Origin of the sequence: Tannerella sp. (genome assembly GCF_030528505.1) — a bacterium.
In the GTDB taxonomy this organism is placed as follows: Bacteria; Bacteroidota; Bacteroidia; order Bacteroidales; family Tannerellaceae; genus Tannerella.
Window position 1 is genome coordinate 1 of record NZ_JAUMYS010000023.1, and the last position, 17413, is coordinate 17413.

A 17413-nucleotide genomic window follows, 5' to 3' on the forward strand; every position below is an offset into this window, starting at 1 on the left:
GTGGCGTAAATCATGAAAGAAAAAAGAAACAATAACAACAAAAACAATTGTCAACTTTTTTCAGGACATGACAACTCAACACCTACCCCCCTCAACCCCCGCAAGGGCTCCACTTTTCACTCTTCGTTTTTCACTTTTCACTTACTTACGTTCGTAATTGTTCGTTGACGATCAGGCGGGCGGTGTGCTGTGAGGCTCCGGGTTGTCCGAGGGCGGCGATCACGCGATCGTAACCCTCCAGCATACGTTTACGGTAGGGCGGGTCTTCGACGATGCGTTTCAGCTCGGCATGGATACGTTCGGCCGAGAACTTCGCCCCGAACAGTTCGGACACGACCTCGCGCCCGGCAATCAGGTTGACGAGCGAGATGTAGGGCACGTGGAAAAAATGGTCGAACACGAAATTGACGAGCCGTCCGCCCGAAACATGATAACAGACCACTTGCGGCACACGGAACAGGGCGGCTTCGAGTGTCGCCGTCCCCGACGTGACCAGCGCGGCACCGGCGTGCGAGAGCAGGTGGTACGTCTGTCCGTAGATGATCTTCGGCGTGGCTCTCTCGCCGAGGCAAGAGCGGTAATCGTCGGCCGTCAGTCCGGGAGCGCCTGCTACAACGATTTGGAAATCGGGAAATCGGGCGGCTACGTCGAGCATCACCGGAAGATTTTGACGGATTTCGTGGCGGCGACTGCCGGCGAGCAATGCCAGCACGGGCTGATCCGTCAGGCCGTGATCGCGCCGGAACGTATCGGGTCGTTCGCGCTGTGCCTCCCGGAACGCGGCAACGGCATCGACCGAAGGATTACCCACATAATCGACCGGATAGTCGAGCGACCTGAAAAAGTCGACCTCGAAAGGCAGGATGCAGAACATACGGTCTACGTAGCGACGGAACGATCGGATGCGGTACTTCTTCCACGCCCAAATCTTCGGCGAGATATAATAATAGACAGGGATTTGCAACGTCGTTTTGACAAACCGGGCGATTTTCAGGTTGAACCCCGGATAGTCGACGAGCACGACCACATCGGGGCGATACGCGCGGATGTCGTCGCGGCAAAGGCGCATGTTCCGCAGGATCGTGCGGGCATGCAGCAGGACGGGAATCACGCCCATGTAGGCCATCTCGCGGTAATGCTTGACGAGCGTTCCGCCGACGGCCCGCATGAGGTCACCTCCGAAAAAACGGAACTCCGCATGCGGATCTTCCCTTTTGATCGCGACCATCAGATTCGAGGCATGCAGATCGCCCGAGGCTTCACCGGCAATAAGGTAGTATTTCATTGGAGATTAATCATCGATTGGCCAGCTTTTCAGCGTTTCCATGAACGCATAGTCGGTCACATCGAGTTTGCAGGGCACGAGCGAAGCGTATCCTTCGTCAAGCATCCTCGTATCGTTGTCCGGAAAAATCGGTTCGTAGTTCAGGAACTCTCCGGTGAGCCAGAACAGGGGTTCTCCGTTCTCGTCGCGTGTTTGCCGGTACTCCTTGATCCACCGTCCGTCGGCCTGTCGGCAAACGGCCATGCCTTTGACTTTTGCGACGTTCGGGACATTCAGGTTCAAGTATGTGCCGTGCGGTAATCCCCGGCGCAGCACCTCTTTCGCAAGCTGCCGTGCCAGACGTACCGACTCGGAAAAATCGGCGCCCGGCTTGCATTGATACAGCGAGACACCGACGGAGGGAATATCGAACGCGCACCCTTCGACAACGGCGCCCATCGTTCCCGAGTAATGTACGCTGATGGCCTGATTACCGCCGTGGTTAATGCCTGACACCACGAGGTCGGGCTTGCGATCGGCTACTTCGTTCAGATACAGTTTGACGCAATCGGTCGGTGTGCCCGTGCAACGGTAAACCGTCAGCCCTTCGGTACGTTCGATGCAAGTATAGGATATGGGGACGCTCGTCGTGATGGCTGTCGACATGCCCGATCGTGGCCCGTCCGGCGCCATGACGACCACATCGCCCAGTGTGCGCAGACCGTCGGTCAGGGCGCGAATGCCTCGCGCTTCGATGCCATCGTCGTTCGTAACTAAAATCAACGTTTGTTTCTTCATGCTTTTCTTTTTTGTCGACCGCAAAAATACGGAATTGTTAAATCATCCCCAAATTTGCATTTCACGCCGCATAGGCCTATCTTTATGCCCTCAACCGGAAGGTCTATGCTCGATATACCGTTACATACCGTCGTCGGCCTGACGCTGCTTGCGCTGTACGCCATCTCCATTTTGGGTCTGGTGCTTGTCGTGCTGTTGGAAAACCGGAACCCGCTGAAAACGATTTCATGGGTCATCGTCCTGCTGACGTTGCCGGGCATCGGGCTGATCTTTTACTTTTTCTTCGGACAGGATAACCGCCGCCAACGCATCATCTCGCGGCGCACTTACAAACGCATCATGAAACCTCTCCACTCCGATGTGCCGGAGCAGGATAAGTGTGTCGTTTCGCCGGCTTATCAGCCTTTGGTGAATTTGCTGAATCGTGACGATCACAACCCGCTGCTCTACGGGAGTTCCATTACGACCTATACGAACGGAACGGATAAATTCGAGGCGTTTATGACGGCGTTACGGGAGGCTCGCCATCATATCCATATACAATATTATATCTTTGCCGACGACGAAATCGGGCGGCAGGTGAAGCGTCTGCTGATCACCAAGGCGCGTGAAGGCGTGCAGGTGCGTGTGCTGTATGACGACGTGGGAAGCTGGAATGTAAAGGAGAAGTTCTTTCGGGAGATGAAAGCGGCGGGTATCGAGGTGTATGCGTTCCTGCGGGTCGCTTTTCCTGTGCTTACGAGCAAGGTTAACTATCGCAACCACCGCAAGATTGTCGTGATCGACGGGAAGATCGGTTTTATCGGCGGGATGAATATTGCCGATCGGTACATCAAAGGGGTGTCGTGGGGGGGATGGCGCGACACGCACTTCCGGATCGAGGGGAAAGGCGTTCACGGCCTGCAATCGGTGTTTCTGATCGACTGGTATGTCGTCAGCAAGCAGTTGATCAAAGGCAAAGACTACTACCCCGACGAAGCCATCTTCGGCGATAACATCCTGCAAGTCATTGCCAGCGGACCTACCGGGCCATGGCGTACCTTGCTTCAGGCGGTTATCTTCTGCATCACGAATGCCAAAAAGTATGTCTACATCCAGACGCCTTACTTCCTGCCTACGGACAGTATGAATCAGGCGCTTCAGACGGCGGCGCTGGGAGGCATCGACGTGCGGCTGATGCTACCCGAGCATTCCGATACGCGGAGCGCTCATCTGGCTGCTCATTCGTTTCTGGACGATATGCTGCGCGCAGGTGTGAAGGTTTACTTTTATAAGGCCGGTTTCCTGCATTCCAAGGTGCTTCTGGTCGATGATGAACTGGCGTGTATCGGCTCGGCGAACTTCGACTTCCGTAGCTTCGAACACAATTTCGAGGTCAATGCCTTCGTCTACCATCAGCCGTTCGCGCGGGAGATGAAACAATTGTTTATGGATGATCTGAAAAACTGCGAGACTGTTTATCCCGCTCAATGGCTGAATCGCCCGCTGACCAAACGACTGATCGAATCGTTTATGCGTCTGTTCTCGCCTCTTCTCTGAAGAAGGAGAAATGTACCGAGCCGTAGACACGCTGCTGGCTGAAGCAGGGATGTGCGGAAAAGTCGAACGTTTTGGGATGCTCCAGCACAAAGATACCGCCTTCGGAAAGGAGCTTTCCGGTCATCACAAGCTCCGGCAGCTTCGATAACTCCGGCAGGGCATACGGCGGATCGGCGAAGATGAAGTCGAATGTTTGTTTCGGAACGGAAGACAGATAGCGGAATACATCACCGCGAATCAGTTCGAAAGCGTCGGTCTTGAGTTCGCCGGCAACCTTGGCGACAAATGCCGCATGCGCCCGGTTCGCTTCGACAGCCGTCACACGCCGGCAGCCTCGCGACAGCAACTCGAACGAGATGCTTCCCGTGCCGGCAAACAGATCGAGGGCGGTCATCTCTTCCCAGTCGATCAGGTTTTCGAGTACATTAAACAGGTTTTCTTTGGCAAAGTCCGTCGTCGGGCGAGCACTGAACGACGAGGGTACCTGAAACCGGCGGCGTCCGTAGATTCCTCTTATGATTCGCATTCCATCAACGCCATTACATCGGCCGGTATTTGTGCGTTGGAAGGTGCGGCCGGTAGATTCATCGGTTCGATTTGCATCAGGTAGTTTCGCAGCGTATCGTGCAGGTCGGAGAAGACCGCAGGCGTAGCTGAAAGAAAGAGCGGATCCTCGATCGGATCGAGTCTCAATTGCTTCCAGATATAAAGCAAATAGTACAAGACATCGGCCCGGTCGTCGATACGAAACGCATTGATGAACAACAAAGTTCCTTTGTCGAAGCACGCTACGTCCATCCTGTCTTCCTGCAGTACGGCGTATACCTGTTTGGGATAAGCGGTCCGGCTTTGCTTCTGCCAGTGGAGCAGGAGCGGAGCCATCCCATGCACGAATGTCGCTTGGGGCTGTAAGCGTGGAAGGAATGTGTGTATTTCGGGGTCGATTCCGAAGAGCAGCACGGCTTCGAGCTCCTTCAGGGGTTGAAAGAGCACCTCCTCGCCGGGCGAAGAAAAGGTAAACGCCATCAACTGCGCTGCCCGGTCTTCCGCAAAAATCGTTTCGGGAACGAGGGTATAGGGCTGTCCGGTGCTTACGACGGAGACAGCTTCATACGCGTATGAAAAAAAGGAGTGTCCGGCAAGAACGTCCTTGACGCTTTGTGCGTACGATCGGGATCGGTCTAAGCCGAGGGGCGCGTAGAAAAAGCTGTCCGGCTGCGATGGGATATATCCAACAAAAGAAAGTCCACCCGGCGACAGCCGGATAGACACTCTATATTTCTCCGAATTTTTAGCAGTTAACGTGTCAGGAACACGAAGGGTCATAACGGACTACTCCCAGTTTCCGGCGTTGTTGTTGATCTCCGTAACCGATCCGACCTTCAGTCCTTCATACCGTTTCATCTTGCGCATCTTGTCTTTCAGATTGGCAAGCTGCTGGCTGTTCAAATCGCTCAGATAGCTATCGTAGGGTACACGACATTCGAATACCTTCACCGTGTATCCCGACGACGAAGAGAGCGTTGCCGTATCCATTTCGAACCGGGCATTTGTTGCTGCAACCGGTACAAAGGCGATCGAGTCGACGTTATAATTGGCCCCGAACAAAGTATCTTTGGCCAGTACCCACATCGTATCACGTCTGAAGTTTTCCAGTCCGTTTTTAATCACCTCGTCGTTCTTTCCGGTCTTGCGGGCTCTCTCGATGATCGCCACGGCTTTCTTTTCCGTCAAGCCCGACTCCAACTGTTCGTCAGACAAAACGCCTTCTTTCACGACAAACGGTAATTTTTCTTCTTTCAAGAATTTTCCCAACTCATCAAAATTTGCAGCATGTACTCCATGTCTGTTTTTGTACTCGATCTGCGCCTTGCGGATATCGATCAGCCGATGCTGGATAGCCGTTTCGCGGGTTTTCTGTTCGAGCTCGAACTCTATCGGACCCATAACGCTTCGGTAGCACATGTAAACCAGCAGCAAAGCCGCCGCAACTAATAATACTTTCAGTGTAATTTTCATGTCGTATATTCGTTTTTTTATGATTTCGTTGCTGCAAATATAAAGAAGATTATTTAAAGCTGTAACTTTATCGCGAAAATAATTTCACATAAATGATTCATCGGTTTATTTTTCAACAGATTCTTAACGCTTTTCCTTACGAACCGACAGCCGAACAGCGTGAGGCGATCGATACGCTCGCGCATTTTCTGTCATCTCCGGCGCCGAACGACGTGCTTTTGTTGAAAGGTTATGCCGGAACAGGGAAGACGTCGCTGCTCGGAGCCACAGTCAAAGCGCTGACGGCGTTGGAGCAGTCGGTCGTTTTGCTGGCGCCTACCGGACGGGCGGCCAAAGTGTTTTCGGAATACGCGGGACGCAATGCGTTGACGATTCATCGGAAAATCTACCGTCAGAAAACGTTTTCGAACGAGTTCACCGGGTTCTCGTTGGCACCCAACCTGCATAGAAACACGCTGTTTATTATCGACGAAGCGTCCATGATTTCGAACGATGATGCCGGCATGGCTTCGTTCAGCAGCGGGCGGCTGCTCGACGACTTGATGCGCTACGTCTACGGCGGAGAAGGCTGCAAACTGATCCTGCTCGGCGATGGCGCGCAGCTCCCGCCTGTATCGCAAAGCGAAAGTCCGGCTATGAATCCGGACTACCTCAAAGGCTATTCGTTGCACGTGAGGGAATGCTCGCTCACACAGGTCGTGAGGCAGGATAAAGATTCCGGTGTTCTTTTCAACGCGACGCTGATCCGCGACAGCCTGCACCGCCGACAGATCGACCGGTATCCTATCCTCCGTCTTGCAGGCTTCGAAGATATTCGCAAGGTGAGCGGCGAGGAGCTGATCGAAGAAATCGCATCGGCCTACAGTCGCGACGGAGCGGACGAGACGATCGTGATCTGTCGATCCAACAAACGGGCAACACTTTATAATAATGGTATAAGGAACCGGATTCTGTACAGAGAGGAGGAGATTTCGACGGGCGACCGGCTGATGGTGGTACGAAACAATTATTTCTGGACGTCTTCGTACAAAGAGATGGATTTCATTGCGAACGGCGAGATGGTCGAAGTGCTGCGCATCCGCCGTACGATCGAGATGTACGGCTTTCGCTTTTGCGATGTGTCGTTACGGTTTCAGGACTACGATCTGGAGATCGACCTGCGTATCTTGCTCGACACGCTGCAAAGCGATACGTCGGCGTTGCCGAAAGAACAAAGTGATCGACTCTTTTTCAGCGTCCTCGAAGATTATGCCGATGAGCCAACAAAAGCCGCGAAGATGAAGAAGCTGAAAGTCGATCCTTACTATAATGCCGTGCAGGTGAAATATGCGTATGCCGTCACCTGTCATAAGGCGCAGGGAGGACAGTGGCGGAATGTTTTTCTGGATATCGGCTATATGACGCAAGAGATGCTGGGCGAAGATTTCTACCGCTGGCTTTATACCGCCTTCACCCGCGCTACCCATCGCCTCTATCTGGTCAATCTGCCTAAAGAATTTGAGGAAGGAGGGGGATAGTGGTTAATTGTCATTCAGCGGTCAGCATTCAGCCCTGCGGGCGTTTAGTTGTTGAGAGGTTTAGTTGTTGATTTGTTGGCTTGGCCCGTGATGACTGACTGCTGAATACTGACCACTGTAACAGCCCCGCAGGGGCGTATTAATTCAGCCCAATGTGGAGCGAAGCGGAGCGTTGGGAAAAAAGGACGTACCCCGCCAGAGGGCTGAAAGCCTGACATAAATTAATTGTCAATGGTTAATTGTTATGCCCTTTGGGCGTTTAGTCGTTTAGTTGTTTAGTTGTTGATTGGTTTGGGATGGTTTTGCGCCCCCCCCCTGCAGGTACGCCGTGTAGGAGGGTGTGTCAAAATGCAATGTTTGGGCACACCCTCTTTAGGTGTGTAAGAATGGTTAAAAAGCAAGGCGCTAAGGATGAGGGTGAGGGAGCATACTAAGGTATGTGACCGAGCTCTCATTCCGCAAGCAACGAAGCAGTTTGCCCGTTATGACACACCGCCGCCATAACAACCGATTCACGGGGCGTACAATGATGTATTTGCAATCGTACATTATAATTCGTCATTCGTAATTTTATTCATTCGCGTTCATTTGCGCCATTTGCGTTCGGGTATCGTCATTCGTAATTATTGTAGCCAACAGCTCAACAATTAAACGCCCCAACACCTCAACGCCTAACCATTGACCATTATTACATCAGCGGGAAAAAGGGATGTTTATGCGGGCGAACAAAACGGGGATTAATTTTGTTTTCGTGATGATATAATAAGGATAATGTTTACTTTTGCACTTTCTTCCTAAAATAAGGATGAACTTATGACCGATAAAGAGCAATTAGCACAATTGACAAGCTATCTCCGGAGACTGACGGAGCTGACGGAACAGATGCGGGAGACAGCGATCTATCCGGTTTCTTTCTTTAACGAGGCTTTTGATTTAACGAACAGGGTACGGGAGCAGTTCCATTCTATCGAGGTGGCGCAGATCGAGCTGTTCGACCGGCAAATACGGGAGCATCAGGCTCAGATATCATCGGTCGAACGACCGATAGGACGACCGGCTGCCGCCACCGCAGAGGCAGTTCATCCTCCGGTACCTGCCGCCGACGAAGTACCGCCTGTCCCCTCTGCCGCGCCTGCTTCGGTAAGCCGTAATACGGCCCTGCCGGCCGCGTCTCCGTCTTTCCGCGACAAGACGGAGCCGTCGTTGAACGACAAGATGGAAAAGACGAAACTGACCGATTTGCGCAAGGCCTTTACGCTGAACGACCGCTTTCGCTTCTGCCGCGAACTGTTCGGCGGCGACGAACAACGGATGAATCGCGTGGTTGGCGAGCTGAACGAAACGTATTCGTACGAAGAGTCACTCGCTCATTTGAAAAGCGTGACCGACTGGGATTTCGAAAACGATTCGGTACTCGACTTCCTCAAGCTCGTGGAACGTCGGTTCGTGTAAACACGTCGCGTCATGGCCAAACTGTATATTGTACCTACTCCGGTCGGAAACCTTGAAGATATGACGTTTCGCGCGGTGCGTATCCTCCAAGAGGCCGATCTGATTCTGGCCGAAGATACGCGAACGAGCAGTGTCTTGCTCAAACATTACGAGATACGGAACCGGGTGCAGTCGCATCATAAGTTCAACGAACACCGCACGGTGAAAGAAATGGCCGAACGGGTCATAGCTGGCGAAAACATCGCTCTGATCTCCGACGCGGGTACGCCGGGCATCTCCGATCCGGGGTTTCTGCTCGTACGCGAATGCATCCGTCAGGGCGTCGAGGTGGAATGTCTGCCGGGCGCTACGGCTTTCGTGCCGGCGCTCGTCGTCTCGGGGCTGCCGACCGACCGCTTCTGCTTCGAAGGGTTTCTGCCTCCGAAAAAAGGACGACAGACTCGCCTGCGCTCGCTGGCTGTCGAAGAACGAAGTATCGTCCTGTATGAATCGCCTTACCGGATCGTCAAAACGTTGAAGCAATTGGCTGAATTCTTCGGGAAGGAACGGCAGGCTTCCGTTTCGCGCGAACTGTCGAAACGCTTCGAAGAGACCTGCCGGGGCACGCTCGAAGAACTGATTTTTCACTTTTCCGTGAACGAACCGAAAGGAGAATTTGTTATAATAGTGTCCGGCTCCGGAGTGCCGGTGCCGGAAAAAGAGAAATGAACATAACATATATAATTATTCAATCCAAAATGAAAAAAGTTATATTATTTATCATTAGTGCAATGATATGGACTTCGTGTGTGGAGAATTCGGCCGAGTACAAAAAGCTGAAAAGTGAAAACGAGATGCTCAAAGCCGAAAAGGCGCAGAGCACGACCGAACTGAACGAAATGCTCTCGACGCTGAACGACATTCAGACCGATATTCAGGCTATTCGCGATGCTGAGAACTATCTGGCCATCGAGCAGTCGAACGGCGAAATGAATCCGAACAAAAAGGAGCAGATCAAGAACAATATGCGCCTGATTGCCGAGACGCTGAAGAACAACAAAGCGCAACTGAGTGAGTTGCAAGAAAAGTTGAAAAAGAGCAATATCCAGTCTTCGGCTTTGCAGAAAACAATTGACCGGCTCTCGTCCGAACTGAACCAGAAAGCGACGATGATCGCCGCCCTGCAGGAAGACTTGGCGAAGAAAGATATCCGTATTCAGGAGCTGGACGAACTCGTGACGAACTTGAACGAAAACGTGGAGAACCTGTCTGTAACAACGGCAGCCCAATCGCAGAAGATTACCGAACAGGACAAAAAACTGCACAGAGCCTATTACTGCTTCGGCACGAAAAAAGAGCTGAAGGAACAGCACATCCTGACGGGCGGCGGCCTCTTCTCCAAAACGAAGGCGTTGCAAGGGAACTTCAATGAAGATTACTTCATCTCGATCGATACGCGCGAAGTAACATCCATACAATTGTATGCCCGCAAAGCCACCGTGCGCTCCAATCACCCCGACCGTTCTTACAAGTTTGAAAAAGACGGCGATGGTAACCTCGTGCTGAACATCCTCGATCCGCAAGTCTTCTGGAGCCTGAGCAAGCATCTGGTGGTGGAAGTAGGATGAGAACAGGTTACAAGTCCCTGTTTTTCGACTTGGACGATACCTTGTGGGATACGTACCACAACAACAAAGAATGTCTCGAAGAAATTTATGTCGACTATCGGTTCGATCGGCATTATGATTCCTTCGAGATGTTCTTTGACCGTTATATGCCTCATAACCTTAAACTCTGGGAGCAATACCGGAATCATGAAATAGACCGCCGCACGCTGATCCTCGAACGGTTGCTGTACATGCTTCGGCCGATGGGGATAGACGATGTGGACTTGACCCTCAAACTGAACCGTGATTTTCTGGAACGTACCACGCGAAAAACGCGACTCGTCCCCGGCGCCATCGAACTGCTCGAATATTTGCGCCCTTTCTACCGCATGTTCATCTTGTCCAACGGATTCAGGGAAGTGCAACAGCTCAAGTTGGAGAACTCGGGACTCGCACCATATTTCGAACGACTGATCCTCTCGGAAGATGTGGGGGTCCAGAAACCGCATCGTAAAATATTCGATTATGCCCTCCGTTGCACGAATTCGCGGCGCCATGAGTCGCTGATGATCGGCGACAGCTGGGAGGCCGATATCGAAGGAAGTTACCGCTCGAAAATCGATCAGCTCTGGCTCAACCCCGAACGTTTGCCGGTTCACGGCTTCACGCCTACGTTTAATGTCCGTTCGTTAGCCGAAATACAAGAGCTTTTATAAGTGGTTCGCGTTTGCTAAAAAGGCTTTATCAGGCCGCTTATCCTTTAAATAATGCTAAACAGGGGTCGATTTGTTATGTTGTACAACATGTTTTCCAGAAAAGTGTGTATCTTTGCACCGTGATTTTAATAGAAAAAGAAATTATGAGAATGATTGCAAATAAACAAAACTTGCGTGAATTGGCCATGTTACAATATCAGGCCGATAAGTATCGCTTAGCTGGCAATGGATTTATGTGTCAGCATTTGAACTCCCAGATCCGCAAATTGCAGGAAAAACTGATGCTGGTAGAAGGGAATTGATAGGGGGAACGTCCTCGCCCCTATAGTACAGAGAGGACAAACAGTTATACATTTAGGTTATCACCGCAGCGGAATTTCTCCGCTGCCATTCAGCGATGAAGGGTTTGAATTCGGAATATGCCGGATTACGAATCCTTTTTTATTTTCCTCCTTTCGTCCTTCCTGTATGCGGGAATCGATATTATCATGTACATTTGCTTCCTAAAACAAGAATATGCAACCAACGTCTCCTCTTCGTTCCATCATGTTCGCCGGCACCGGAAGCGATGTCGGGAAAAGTGTTATCGCGGCTGCTTTCTGCCGGATATTCCTGCAGGACGGATATCGTCCGGCTCCTTTTAAAGCGCAGAATATGGCGCTCAACTCGTTCGTAACGGCCGACGGGCTGGAACTTGGACGCGCACAGGCCGTACAGGCCGAAGCGGCCGGCATACCGTGTCATACGGATATGAACCCGCTCCTGCTCAAACCGTCGGGCGACTGTACCTCGCAGGTCGTGCTGCACGGACGCCCTACCGGCAATCAGGACGCGCGATCGTACTTCCGCAAAGAGGGACGCGCGGAGCTGGAGCGCGAAGTACATCTGGCTTTCGATCGTCTGGCGGCACAGTATAACCCGATCGTGATGGAAGGGGCGGGAAGCATCTCGGAGCTGAACCTGCGACAAGTCGATCTCGTTAACCTCCCGATGGCACGGTATGCCGACGCGGCCGTTATCCTCGTAGCCGATATCGACCGGGGCGGCGTGTTCGCGAGCGTGTACGGTTCCGTCATGTTGCAGAACGAAGAAGACCGGCGTCGTATCAAAGGCATCCTGATCAATAAGTTTCGAGGCGATATGAGCCTCTTCACCGATGGCGCGAAGATGATCGAAGAACTGTGCGGTATCCCCGTAGTCGGTATTGTACCTTATTTCAACGATATCTATATCGAGGAGGAGGACAGCGTCGTGCTGCGCACGAAAAAGCGGGAGTCGGAAGAGGGAAAGATCAACGTGGCCGTCGTGTTGTTGCGGCATCTGAGCAACTTTACCGATTTCGACACGCTCGAACGCGATCCACGCGTACATTTATTCTATACGAATAATACGGACGAACTCCGCAAGGCCGACATCATCCTGCTGCCGGGCACGAAGAATACGCTTTCCGATCTTTCCGAATTGCGCCGCAACGGTGTGGCGCAGGCCATTGTCCGCGCACATCGTGATGGCACGACGGTGATGGGTATCTGCGGCGGCTATCAGATGATGGGGCGCGAGGTGTGCGACCCCGAGCACGTCGAAGGCGATATCGAACGGCTGCCCGGTCTCGGCCTGCTGCCGGTAACGACCCGGCTGACGAAAGAGAAGACGACGAGGCAAGTCGTGTTCCGCATGACCGGCGATGACCGCGAATGCCACGGATACGAGGTACACATGGGAGAAACGACGCACGAGCCTCAGGCGAAGGTCGAGCCGCTGACCCGCTCCGCGACGGAGGATAACGGATGCCTCATGGGACGCCGGTGTATGGGGACGTATATCCACGGTATTCTGGACAATGCCGCGGCGATCGATTTTCTGCTCGAACCGTTTGTCGATAAGGCCGCAGCCCGCACGACGTTCGATCACGCGGCTTTCAAGAACGAGCAGTACGACAAGCTGGCCGCCCACGTGCGCCGTCATGTCGATATGGAGCGGATCTACGCCATCATGAGGAGAGAGGAGTAAACCGCAGCCATTACGGCGACGGTTACGATCTCCGCACGTCTTGCGATCGCGACCGAACGGCGCATGTCGTCCGTCGTCAGTTCGCGCGGGTTCTCGCCGATATACGGTTTCTCCACCCGCTTCCCGAAATAATCGTGTGCGCCACCGAAACGGCAGTCGAGGATTCCGGCCAACGCCGCCTCAGGATAGCCTGCGTTCGGACTTAAATGTTGCCGGCCATACTTCTTGACGAAAGAGAAGAGCGAAAGCTTTCCGCAGACGAGCACCATCAGAGCGGCCGTGAGTCGCGCGGGAAGGAAGTTGGCCGCGTCGTCGATGCGTGCGGCGACACGTCCGAACAAGCCGTACCGTTCGTTCCGGTAGCCGATCATCGAATCGAGCGTATTAACCATTTTATAGGCAACCATCCCCGGTACGCCGAGCAGCAGGTACCAGAACAATGGAGCGATAACGCCGTCGCTCAGGTTTTCGGCTAACGTCTCCAGCGCCGCGGCGCGTACTTCCTGAGCCGATAGAGCGGAAGTGTCGCGTCCGACGATACGGGCCACCTGCCGTCGTCCTTCTTCGATCGAGCGGTCGCAGGCGCGAAACACTTCGCGCACCTCGCGCACCAAGGTCGTTCCCGCCAGACAATAGAACACGAGCACGGAAGCGATGGCGATACCGGCCGACGCGTTCAGGCAGAGCGCGCCGTGCACGATCGACCATGCGGCGCCATACGCCGACAGGATCAGTCCGACAGCGAGAAACGCTCCTTTCGTCACACGATGTTTCCCGCGGTTCAGCGATCGTTCGCCCCAAGCGATCAGTCGCCCGAAACCTACGATCGGATGCGGTAACCACAGCGGATCGCCGAGCGCCTTATCGAGCAGCCAGCCGGCGATAAGAGGGATCAGGAGAAAACAACTTGTTTCCATTCGTCGAGTGCGTGGATGAGTCGATCGTTATCTTCGGGCGTCTGCGTCGCGATGCGGATGAAAGTCTCGTCAAGCCCTTCGAAGTTCGAGGCGTCGCGTATTAAGATGCCGTGCGTATCGAGCAGGTATTTTTTCAGCGCCGCCGCATTCCCGATCCGTAACCGGGCGAGAAAAAAGTGCGTGTCCGTAGGCCAGATGTCCGCGATCTTCAGTGCGGACAGCGCGTCGGTCAGACGCTTCGTCTCACTCAACAGCGCTTCGATCGATGGTTGCAGCGGTGGGTTGTGCTTCAGAAAGAATTCCCCGGCCTCGATGGCCAGCGCATTGACCGACCACGGCATACGCTGTACACGAATCCGGTCGGACAGTGCCCGGCAGGCGGTCAGGCATCCTAATCGTAATCCCGGCACGGCATAGCGCTTCGTGGCCGAATGCAGCAAAATTACGTGGGGGATGGCGGCGGCTTCGGCCGCGGTGAACAGCGGCTCGCGGGTAAACGGGGCGTAGCTCTGGTCGATGACGAAGCAAACCGAAGGATGCGCTTCGATCAGCTTCGAAAGCATGCGTTTCGTACGCGCTTCGCCGGTCGGGTTGTTCGGATTGCACAACCAAACAAGGTCTGCCCGATCGTCGATACTTTCGGCGGTGAAAATCGCCTTGACCGTGTGTCCGTGCATCCGGCAGGCATCCGCATATTCGCTGAACGTCGGTTGCCAGATATAACTGCGTGCGTGCCGAAACGCCTGCGCAATGAGGTAAATCGCCTCGGTGGCGCCGTTTGTCACACACACCTCGCCGGGATGTAAGCCATGCGCGGAAGCCCATTTGGCCTCGAGCGTAAGAGGCTCCGGTTCGGGATAACTCGACAGCCGTTCCATCCGCGCCGTAAGATGTTCCCGCAGTCCCGATAAATCCGTCGCTCCGAAAATATTTGAACTGAAATTACTTCTGACTGCCTGTGAGCAGTTATACATGTCGTCTCCGTGTCCGTGTAACATAATTGACCGATAAAAACAGGAGGACAAACATAAATAAAAAAAGTCAGGATGGATGCATATCGGCTCATAGAAATCGGGTTTACCTCTCTTCATGCCTCTCCTTCTTCCTTATATTTTGCAGGCACAGGTTTCGGATCCGATGCCTATCGGATTTTTTTCTATGCCTATCGGTTTTGAAACCGATGCTTATCGGATGGAAAACGTATGCGCATCGAAACAATAAAGACTTTGCAAAAAAAGAAAAGTCGCTATCTTCACCGCTTTTCTCATGTTGTTTGTCGGGAAAAAGTAAGAAGTTTTGTCTGTCGCATGGGGCTGTTATGTCTCGAAATACGTACCTTTGCGAAAATTAATCAAAAAGATCAAGATGAAAAAAGTAATCAACACCAATCAGGCGCCTGCGGCTATCGGGCCGTATAGTCAGGCCGTTCAGGCAGGCAATCTGCTGTTTGTCTCCGGACAGTTAGGATTAGACCCGTCGACGGGCGAATTTGTGGAAGGAGGCGTCAAAGCGCAGGCTCAGCAATTGTTCAAGAACATGAGAGCCATTCTGGCCGAGGCCGGATATACGATGGCGGACATCGTGAAAACAACCGTTTTCCTGGCCGACATGAGCGACTTTGCCGTCGTGAACGAAGTCTATGCCGCACAGTTCGAAGGCGATTATCCCGCACGCTCGGCCGTTGCCGTCAAGACCTTGCCGAAGAACGGACTGGTAGAGGTCGAAGTGATTGCTGCGAAATAATCGCGTAACAGCAAGAAAAAGGCTGAACCGCCCTGATCGACGTATCGTCTATTCGGGTGGTCAGCCTTTTTTGTCGGTCGAAAAATGAGGGGCTCTTTTGTGAGCTTTGCACAATAAAGCAAGAAGAACGGAGTTTATATAGGTACGAATTTGATTTGAAACGTATATATGAAGATTTTTAGCAAAAGCAGCCTGATGCTGCTGATCATAAGTATGGTGACCTTTCCGGCACATGCTGAAAAAGACAAATATCAGACATTCAGCCCGATTCATACGGCTATTCCGTCGCTTTCGATTGCGCCCGACGCTCGTGGAGGAAGTATGGGCGATAATGGGGCTGCCACGCTTCCGGATATCAACTCGCAATTCTGGAACGCTTCGAAGTATGCGTTTATGGAGAGCAAGGCGGGAGTGGCAATCTCTTATACGCCGTGGTTACGCAAGTTGGTCAGAGACGTCTATATGGCGCATGCCGCAGGGTATTATAAACCCGGACAAAACGATCGTTCGGCCATCGGCGCTTCGCTCCGTTATTTTTCGCTGGGTGCCATTCCTCTCACCGATTACGGTGGCAAGGAGCTGATGAATATCAACCCTTACGAAATGACGTTCGACTTGAGTTACGGGATGAAACTTTCGGATGCCTACTCGATGGCTGTAGCTCTGCGTTATATCCGCTCCGATTTGGGCGCCGACGCCGAGCAGGACATGCAGGCTGCCAATGCCGTGGCTGTCGATGTGTCCGGTTATATGGAGAAATACGTGTACATCGGAGAAGGAGAAAGTCTCTGGAGCTTGGGGTACAATATCTCAAATATCGGTTCCAAAGTATCGTTCAACGGTGGAGCGAAACAATACTTTCTGCCTGCTAACCTGAAGATCGGTACGGGGTTGCTCTACCCGATCGATGAATACAATCAGTTCGGCGTTTACCTCGACCTGAACAAGTATCTCGTCCCGACCGTGCCGCAGAAGAAAGAGGGAGAGAGTGACGAGGCATTCAGCCAAAGGCTGAAGGATTACAATGATATGAACTCATTGTCGGGCGTGTTCAAATCGTTTTCCGATGCACCGGGCGGCTTCAATGAGGAACTGAAAGAGATCAATATCTCGCTTGGCGCCGAATACAGTTATAATAACCAGTTCTTTGTGCGTGGCGGTTATTACTACGAAAACGCCATGAAGGGGAATCGCCAGTATTTTTCGATGGGGGCGGGCTTCAAAATGAACGTATTTCAACTCGATGCCGCTTATCTGATCAGTACCGTACAGAATAACCCGCTCGATCAGACGTTGCGCTTCTCGCTGTCGTTCGATATGGACGGACTGAAAAGCCTTTTTGAATAATCTTCAATCTGCAATCATCTGAAAGCTATGCGTATCGGATTCGGATATGACGTACATGCTCTCGCCGAAGGGCGCGAGCTGTGGCTCGGCGGTATACGTATCGAACACAGCGTAGGATTGCTGGGACACAGCGATGCCGACGTGCTGATTCACGCCGTCTGTGACGCGCTGCTCGGCGCGGCCAACATGCGCGACATCGGTTATCATTTCCCCGACCATGCCGGCGAATACAAAGATATCGACAGCAAAATCCTGCTTCGTCGCACGATGGCACTACTGCGCGATGCCGGCTATGAATTGGGTAATATCGACGCGACGATCGCCGCGGAACAGCCGAAGCTCAACCCGCATATTCCTGCTATGCAACAGACCATGGCCGACGTGATGGGCGTCTCGCCCGATGCGCTCTCCATCAAAGCGACGACATCGGAGAAGTTGGGCTTCGTAGGCCGACGGGAAGGAATGGCGGCTTATGCCGTAGCCCTGATCACCCGGAAAGCGTAGG

The 17413-nt window shown here is 52.8% G+C and carries 18 protein-coding genes; 11 read left to right on the forward strand and 7 right to left on the reverse strand.

The annotated features are described in order from the left end of the window. Positions 1-145: 145 nt before the first annotated feature. Positions 146-1285 (reverse strand): lipid-A-disaccharide synthase, encoded by a 1140-nt coding sequence (lpxB, locus tag Q4A89_RS05095; RefSeq protein ID WP_303184165.1) that lies wholly within the window; start codon positions 1283-1285, stop codon positions 146-148. A 6-nt stretch (positions 1286-1291) separates the two neighbouring features. Beyond that, positions 1292-2062 (reverse strand): 5'/3'-nucleotidase SurE, encoded by a 771-nt coding sequence (gene surE, locus Q4A89_RS05100; RefSeq protein ID WP_303184166.1) that lies wholly within the window; start codon positions 2060-2062, stop codon positions 1292-1294. Between the two features lie 105 nt (positions 2063-2167). Here surE and cls point away from each other — a divergent pair, with 105 nt between their 5' ends. Next, on the forward strand, positions 2168-3601 hold the full coding sequence (gene cls, locus Q4A89_RS05105) for a cardiolipin synthase (protein ID WP_303184167.1): 1434 nt from the start codon (positions 2168-2170) through the stop codon (positions 3599-3601). Here the strand turns inward: cls and Q4A89_RS05110 are convergent. Genes Q4A89_RS05110 through Q4A89_RS05120 form a run of 3 tightly spaced genes read right to left on the reverse strand, consistent with a single transcriptional unit; the run spans position 3573 to position 5620 of the window. Next, positions 3573-4127 carry an RsmD family RNA methyltransferase gene (locus Q4A89_RS05110; protein WP_303184168.1) on the reverse strand — a complete coding sequence of 185 codons (555 nt, stop codon included), beginning with the start codon at positions 4125-4127 and terminating at the stop codon, positions 3573-3575. The genes cls and Q4A89_RS05110 overlap by 29 nt on opposite strands. Beyond that, the gene (locus Q4A89_RS05115) at positions 4115-4927 is read right to left on the reverse strand and encodes a DUF3822 family protein (protein ID WP_303184169.1); all 813 of its coding nucleotides are present in this window, start codon (positions 4925-4927) and stop codon (positions 4115-4117) included. Before Q4A89_RS05115 ends, Q4A89_RS05110 begins: the two co-directional genes overlap by 13 nt. A gap of 6 nt (positions 4928-4933) precedes the next feature. After that, on the reverse strand, positions 4934-5620 hold the full coding sequence (locus Q4A89_RS05120) for a hypothetical protein (RefSeq protein WP_303184170.1): 687 nt from the start codon (positions 5618-5620) through the stop codon (positions 4934-4936). Between the two features lie 92 nt (positions 5621-5712). On the opposite strand from Q4A89_RS05120, the gene Q4A89_RS05125 reads away from it, so the two are divergent. From Q4A89_RS05125 to Q4A89_RS05155, 7 genes are all read left to right on the forward strand, one after another. Next, positions 5713-7137: an ATP-dependent RecD-like DNA helicase gene (locus tag Q4A89_RS05125; RefSeq protein WP_303184171.1), complete on the forward strand. Its 1425-nt coding sequence runs from the start codon at positions 5713-5715 to the stop codon at positions 7135-7137. Positions 7138-7950: 813 nt separating this feature from the next. Then, complete coding sequence (locus Q4A89_RS05130) at positions 7951-8589, forward strand: hypothetical protein (RefSeq protein WP_303184172.1); 639 nt, start codon at positions 7951-7953, stop codon at positions 8587-8589. 12 nt (positions 8590-8601) lie between these two features. Continuing rightward, the gene (rsmI, locus tag Q4A89_RS05135; protein ID WP_303184173.1) at positions 8602-9297 is read left to right on the forward strand and encodes a 16S rRNA (cytidine(1402)-2'-O)-methyltransferase; all 696 of its coding nucleotides are present in this window, start codon (positions 8602-8604) and stop codon (positions 9295-9297) included. A 29-nt stretch (positions 9298-9326) separates the two neighbouring features. Next, positions 9327-10196, forward strand: a complete 870-nt coding sequence (locus tag Q4A89_RS05140; RefSeq protein WP_303184174.1) for a hypothetical protein — start codon at positions 9327-9329, stop codon at positions 10194-10196. Beyond that, positions 10193-10891, forward strand: a complete 699-nt coding sequence (locus tag Q4A89_RS05145; RefSeq protein WP_303184175.1) for a YjjG family noncanonical pyrimidine nucleotidase — start codon at positions 10193-10195, stop codon at positions 10889-10891. Before Q4A89_RS05140 ends, Q4A89_RS05145 begins: the two co-directional genes overlap by 4 nt. Positions 10892-11034: 143 nt before the next feature. Continuing rightward, positions 11035-11193: a hypothetical protein gene (locus tag Q4A89_RS05150; protein ID WP_185711553.1), complete on the forward strand. Its 159-nt coding sequence runs from the start codon at positions 11035-11037 to the stop codon at positions 11191-11193. A 214-nt stretch (positions 11194-11407) separates the two neighbouring features. Further along, a complete protein-coding gene (locus tag Q4A89_RS05155; RefSeq protein ID WP_303184176.1) occupies positions 11408-12901 on the forward strand; it encodes a cobyric acid synthase in 1494 nt (497 codons plus the stop codon). On the opposite strand, the gene cbiB is transcribed toward Q4A89_RS05155, so the two are convergent. Next, entirely contained in the window at positions 12874-13818 is a 945-nt protein-coding gene (gene cbiB, locus Q4A89_RS05160) for an adenosylcobinamide-phosphate synthase CbiB (protein WP_303184177.1), read from the reverse strand. The genes Q4A89_RS05155 and cbiB overlap by 28 nt on opposite strands. After that, entirely contained in the window at positions 13794-14816 is a 1023-nt protein-coding gene (locus tag Q4A89_RS05165; RefSeq protein ID WP_303184178.1) for a threonine-phosphate decarboxylase, read from the reverse strand. Before Q4A89_RS05165 ends, cbiB begins: the two co-directional genes overlap by 25 nt. 367 nt (positions 14817-15183) lie before the next feature. Here Q4A89_RS05165 and Q4A89_RS05170 point away from each other — a divergent pair, with 367 nt between their 5' ends. The 3 genes from Q4A89_RS05170 to ispF all read left to right on the forward strand — a co-directional run bounded on the left by Q4A89_RS05170 (position 15184) and on the right by ispF (position 17412). Continuing rightward, positions 15184-15561 carry a RidA family protein gene (locus tag Q4A89_RS05170; protein ID WP_303184179.1) on the forward strand — a complete coding sequence of 126 codons (378 nt, stop codon included), beginning with the start codon at positions 15184-15186 and terminating at the stop codon, positions 15559-15561. A gap of 168 nt (positions 15562-15729) precedes the next feature. Continuing rightward, on the forward strand, positions 15730-16908 hold the full coding sequence (gene porV, locus Q4A89_RS05175) for a type IX secretion system outer membrane channel protein PorV (protein WP_303184180.1): 1179 nt from the start codon (positions 15730-15732) through the stop codon (positions 16906-16908). Between the two features lie 27 nt (positions 16909-16935). Continuing rightward, the gene (gene ispF / locus Q4A89_RS05180) at positions 16936-17412 is read left to right on the forward strand and encodes a 2-C-methyl-D-erythritol 2,4-cyclodiphosphate synthase (RefSeq protein ID WP_303184181.1); all 477 of its coding nucleotides are present in this window, start codon (positions 16936-16938) and stop codon (positions 17410-17412) included. Position 17413: the final 1 nt, after the last annotated feature.

Bases quoted from the DNA above. Each gene is read 5' to 3' on its own strand.
- lpxB (WP_303184165.1), bottom strand. From the start codon at position 1,285: ATGAAATACTACCTTATTGCCGGTGAAGCCTCGGGCGATCTGCATGCC.
- surE (WP_303184166.1), bottom strand. From the start codon at position 2,062: ATGAAGAAACAAACGTTGATTTTAGTTACGAACGACGATGGCATCGAA.
- cls (WP_303184167.1), top strand. From the start codon at position 2,168: ATGCTCGATATACCGTTACATACCGTCGTCGGCCTGACGCTGCTTGCG.
- Q4A89_RS05110 (WP_303184168.1), bottom strand. From the start codon at position 4,127: ATGCGAATCATAAGAGGAATCTACGGACGCCGCCGGTTTCAGGTACCC.
- Q4A89_RS05115 (WP_303184169.1), bottom strand. From the start codon at position 4,927: ATGACCCTTCGTGTTCCTGACACGTTAACTGCTAAAAATTCGGAGAAA.
- Q4A89_RS05120 (WP_303184170.1), bottom strand. From the start codon at position 5,620: ATGAAAATTACACTGAAAGTATTATTAGTTGCGGCGGCTTTGCTGCTG.
- Q4A89_RS05125 (WP_303184171.1), top strand. From the start codon at position 5,713: ATGATTCATCGGTTTATTTTTCAACAGATTCTTAACGCTTTTCCTTAC.
- Q4A89_RS05130 (WP_303184172.1), top strand. From the start codon at position 7,951: ATGACCGATAAAGAGCAATTAGCACAATTGACAAGCTATCTCCGGAGA.
- rsmI (WP_303184173.1), top strand. From the start codon at position 8,602: ATGGCCAAACTGTATATTGTACCTACTCCGGTCGGAAACCTTGAAGAT.
- Q4A89_RS05140 (WP_303184174.1), top strand. From the start codon at position 9,327: ATGAAAAAAGTTATATTATTTATCATTAGTGCAATGATATGGACTTCG.
- Q4A89_RS05145 (WP_303184175.1), top strand. From the start codon at position 10,193: ATGAGAACAGGTTACAAGTCCCTGTTTTTCGACTTGGACGATACCTTG.
- Q4A89_RS05150 (WP_185711553.1), top strand. From the start codon at position 11,035: ATGAGAATGATTGCAAATAAACAAAACTTGCGTGAATTGGCCATGTTA.
- Q4A89_RS05155 (WP_303184176.1), top strand. From the start codon at position 11,408: ATGCAACCAACGTCTCCTCTTCGTTCCATCATGTTCGCCGGCACCGGA.
- cbiB (WP_303184177.1), bottom strand. From the start codon at position 13,818: ATGGAAACAAGTTGTTTTCTCCTGATCCCTCTTATCGCCGGCTGGCTG.
- Q4A89_RS05165 (WP_303184178.1), bottom strand. From the start codon at position 14,816: ATGTTACACGGACACGGAGACGACATGTATAACTGCTCACAGGCAGTC.
- Q4A89_RS05170 (WP_303184179.1), top strand. From the start codon at position 15,184: ATGAAAAAAGTAATCAACACCAATCAGGCGCCTGCGGCTATCGGGCCG.
- porV (WP_303184180.1), top strand. From the start codon at position 15,730: ATGAAGATTTTTAGCAAAAGCAGCCTGATGCTGCTGATCATAAGTATG.
- ispF (WP_303184181.1), top strand. From the start codon at position 16,936: ATGCGTATCGGATTCGGATATGACGTACATGCTCTCGCCGAAGGGCGC.